The organism is Clostridium sp. CAG:43 (assembly GCF_000434655.1).
Lineage (GTDB): Bacteria > Bacillota > Clostridia > Lachnospirales > Lachnospiraceae > Otoolea > Otoolea fessa.
Window position 1 is genome coordinate 1 of the sequence record NZ_FR895064.1, and the last position, 4280, is coordinate 4280.

Annotated in this window: 2 protein-coding genes; one reads left to right on the plus strand and one right to left on the minus strand. The window is 49.9% G+C overall.

What is annotated here, in order from left to right; translation table 11 throughout:
• Positions 1-441 precede the first annotated feature (441 nt).
• On the plus strand, positions 442-1920 hold the full coding sequence (locus QVO97_RS05125) for a DUF1846 domain-containing protein (RefSeq protein WP_022359314.1): 1479 nt from the start codon (positions 442-444) through the stop codon (positions 1918-1920).
• A gap of 138 nt (positions 1921-2058) precedes the next feature.
• Here QVO97_RS05125 and ftsH read toward each other — a convergent pair whose 3' ends face one another.
• Positions 2059-4191 (minus strand): ATP-dependent zinc metalloprotease FtsH, encoded by a 2133-nt coding sequence (gene ftsH, locus QVO97_RS05130; protein WP_022359315.1) that lies wholly within the window; start codon positions 4189-4191, stop codon positions 2059-2061.
• Between the last annotated feature and the right edge of the window lie 89 nt (positions 4192-4280).

Sequence of the window (4280 nt, forward strand, 5' to 3'; positions counted from 1 at the left end):
TTCTTTTCTTCTGCGCTCATTATATCACATTTTGTATGCCCTTTTCTGTTTTTTATCAATTTACATCCAGATTTTCTTTCCTCCATCCCCATCGCCTGTACACAAAAATTTTCGCCAGAAAATATTACATTTCCGAAAACCAAATCCGTCATTTTTCCGATTTTAAAATTTTTTTATTTTCCCTCTACTCAAATAGACTTTTTTGTAGGATAATAGAACTAATTGTGATTCTTTGCGGTCTGCTGTGCTGCGTTCATTTCACACAAAGAGCATCGACATAAACAACTGCGAATGGCAGTCTGTGCCGGACATGGACTGTGACCTGGCGGCGCAATCATCCATACAAACATATGATTTTCATCCCACCAGATGGAAACCGGCATCTGCCCCCACCGCGATACCGGTATTCTGTGCGGGACGAAACTAAGAACGGAGGATTAGATGAAAATCGGTTTTGACAACAACAAATACCTGAAAATGCAGTCGGAACATATCCGTGAGCGTATCAACCAGTTCGGTGATAAGCTCTACCTCGAATTTGGCGGAAAACTGTTCGATGACTACCACGCATCCCGGGTTCTTCCGGGCTTTGCACCTGACAGCAAGCTGCGGATGCTTCTGCAGTTAGCGGATCAGGCGGAGATCGTCATCGTCATCAGTGCTGCGGATATCGAGAAAAACAAAGTACGTTCCGACCTCGGCATTACTTACGACGTAGACGTACTCCGTCTGATTCAATCCTTTACCGACAAGGGACTCTATGTTGGAAGCGTTGTAATCACCCACTATTCCGGGCAGAACACTGCGGATGTCTTCAAACACAAGCTCGAATCCATGGGCATCAAGGTTTACCGCCACTACACCATCGACGGTTATCCGGGCAATGTTCCGCTGATCGTCAGCGATGAAGGTTATGGTAAAAATGATTACATTGAAACCAAACGTCCACTCGTTGTTGTCACCGCGCCGGGACCGGGAAGCGGAAAAATGGCAACCTGCCTTTCCCAGCTCTACCACGAGAACAAACGCGGCGTCAAGGCTGGATATGCCAAATTTGAGACCTTCCCGATCTGGAATATCCCGTTAAAGCACCCGGTCAACCTTGCATACGAGGCAGCGACCGCTGACTTAAACGATGTCAACATGATCGATCCGTTCCATCTGGAGGCTTATGGTGTAACAACGGTCAACTACAACCGTGACATCGAGATTTTCCCGGTTCTGAGCGCTATTTTCGAGGGAATCTACGGCGAGAACCCGTACAAATCCCCGACTGATATGGGCGTCAACATGGCAGGAAACTGCATCATTGACGACGAAGCCTGCTGCGAGGCATCCCGTCAGGAAATCCTGCGCCGCTACTATCAGGCATTAAACCGCGTTGTCAAAGAGGATGTCGGCAAAGAGGAAGTTTATAAGATCGAACTTCTGATGAAGCAGGCAAAACTGACCACCGATATGCGCAAGGTTGTTCCGGCTGCCCTGAAACGCGCCGAAGAAACCGGTGCTCCGGCTGCTGCCATCGAACTTCCGGACGGAACCATCGCCACCGGAAAGACAACCAACCTGCTCGGCGCTTCCGCTGCCTTGCTTCTGAATGCTGTCAAGGTACTTGGCAATATTCCGCACGATGAGCACCTGATCTCTCCGATCGCGATCGAGCCGATCCAGAAGCTGAAAGTCGAGTACCTCGGAAGCCGCAACCCGCGTCTCCACACCGATGAAGTTCTGATCGCGCTGTCCATGTGCGCCGCTACCAACAAACACGCACAGATCGCCCTGGAACAGCTCGAAAAACTGCGCGGCTGCCAGGTTCACACCTCCGTCATGCTGTCGGAGGTTGATATCAAGACCTTCAAACGTCTCGGCATCGAACTGACCTCCGAGCCGGTATATGAGCACAACCGCCTGTACCAGTAATTGATATAATCCTATATAAATAACGGCTGTATCTCAGCAAAACAGAACTCATAGATTTTTCAATATATGGATTCACATTGCTGAAATACAGCCGTTCTATTTACTGTATAAATATTTCTTTTATGCTATACATCACTTTTATTTCCGGTCGAACGAGCTTCCACCGCGCATCTCATCCTCATTTGGACTCTCTGCTGCTACAGCTTCTGCCGATTCCGGTGTTTCGTCTGCCGGTACTTCATCCGCCGGTTTTTCTTCCAGCTTCTGCTGGTTCTGTGAGTTTTCCGCGTTCGTTTCCTCCGCAGTCTTTACCGGCTGAACCTCATCGCCTGTCTTCGCAGCCTCCGGCATCTCAATCCGGTCCTCGCCTTCCTGTTTCTTTTCCTCCAGCTCCGGGATTCCCTTTACCTCATGGAAAATCTTCATGAACTCTTTACCGGTGATCGTCTCTTTCTCAATCAGGAACGCCGCAATCTTATCAAGCGCCTCGCGGTTTTCACTCAGCAGGCGTTTTGCCTCCTCATAAGAAACCTTCAGAATATGCATGACTTCCTTGTCAATCTCTGCCGCTGTCATATCACTGCAATTCAGGACTGTTCTCCCGTTCAGGTACTGATTTTCCTGGCTTTCCAGTCCCATCAGACCGAACTTCTTGGACATACCGTACTGGGTTACCATCGCACGCGCGATCCGGGTTGCTTTTTCAATATCATTTGACGCACCTGTCGTTACCGTATCAAAAACGATCTCCTCAGCCGCACGTCCGCCTAAAAATCCGACCAGCATCGCGCGGATTTCCTTCTCAGTATTTAAGTACTTCTCTTCCTCCGGCACCTGCATGACATAGCCGAGCGCACCCATGGTACGCGGCACAATCGTGATCTTCTGTACCGGCTCCGAATCCTTCTGCAGGGCGCTGACCAGCGCATGACCAACCTCATGATACGAAACAATCCGGCGCTCTTCCTGGCTCAGGATGCGGTCTTTCTTCTCTTTGCCAACCAGAACCAGCTCAACTGCCTCAAATAAATCCTTCTGGGAAACGGCTTTCCTGCCATTCTTAACGGCTGTGATCGCCGCCTCGTTCATCATATTGGCAAGATCCGCACCTACAGCGCCGGATGTCGCCAGCGCGATCTCCTCGAAATCAACCGTCTCATCCAGTTTTACATCCTTGGAATGTACCTTTAAAATCTGCACACGCCCCTTTAAATCCGGCTTATCCACGATAATCCGGCGGTCAAAACGTCCCGGACGAAGTAGCGCCGGATCCAGAATCTCCGGGCGGTTCGTCGCCGCCATGACGAGAAGACCCTTGGAGGAATCAAATCCATCCATCTCCGAAAGGAGCTGGTTTAACGTCTGCTCACGTTCATCGTTGCCGCCCAGACGCGAATCTCGGCTTTTACCGATCGCATCCACCTCATCGATGAAAATGATACACGGAGCCGACTGCTGCGCCTGCTTGAACAGGTCACGCACACGGGATGCGCCGACGCCGACAAACATTTCCACAAAATCCGAACCGGACAGAGAGAAAAACGGAACCTTCGCCTCTCCAGCTACTGCCTTGGCAAGAAGTGTTTTACCGGTTCCTGGCGGTCCGACTAACAGCGCACCCTTTGGCAGTTTCGCACCAATCTTCGTATATTTTCCCGGGTTATGCAGGAAATCAACAATCTCCGTCAGAGACTCCTTCGCCTCATCCTCACCTGCCACATCCTTGAACGTAACGCCGGTTTCTTTCTGTACATATACTTTGGCATTGCTCTTGCCGACACCCATGATGCCGCCTCCGCCGCCCATGCGCTTCATCATCATATTGAAAATGACGAACATCGCTGCAATCGGAAGCACCCACTCGAGCAGAAGCATGATAATACTGCCTGTCGCGTCCACTTCTGCCTGTTCATAGGTCGTAACACCAGCTTCATCCAGCTTCTTTTCCAAATCCGGATCGTTGATCGGAATCGTGTAGTACTCCATTCCTACCAGATTTCCATATTTTCCCTGGCTGCCGCCATATTTCTTCGAATCTTCCTTCGGCGTGATCTGAATCTTTCCATTGCCAATCACAACCGATTCTACCTCGTGATCCTTAAGCATCTGATTAAACTCGCTGTACGGCATCTTGTGCGTGCGGCTGCCCTGCCAGAGGTTGTGCATCATCGCCACGCAGAGAAGCGTAAACAGCATCGTCATGATCAGCACTGCATAATTCTGACCGCGGGGATTCTTTCCATTTTTATTCTGGTTTCCCTTATTATCCATACACTTTCTCCATTCTGTATCACTGTACATCCGGAATCTGCCACATCCGGTTACTCAAAAGCCCCTCTAAATCTGCCGCATCTGCTTCT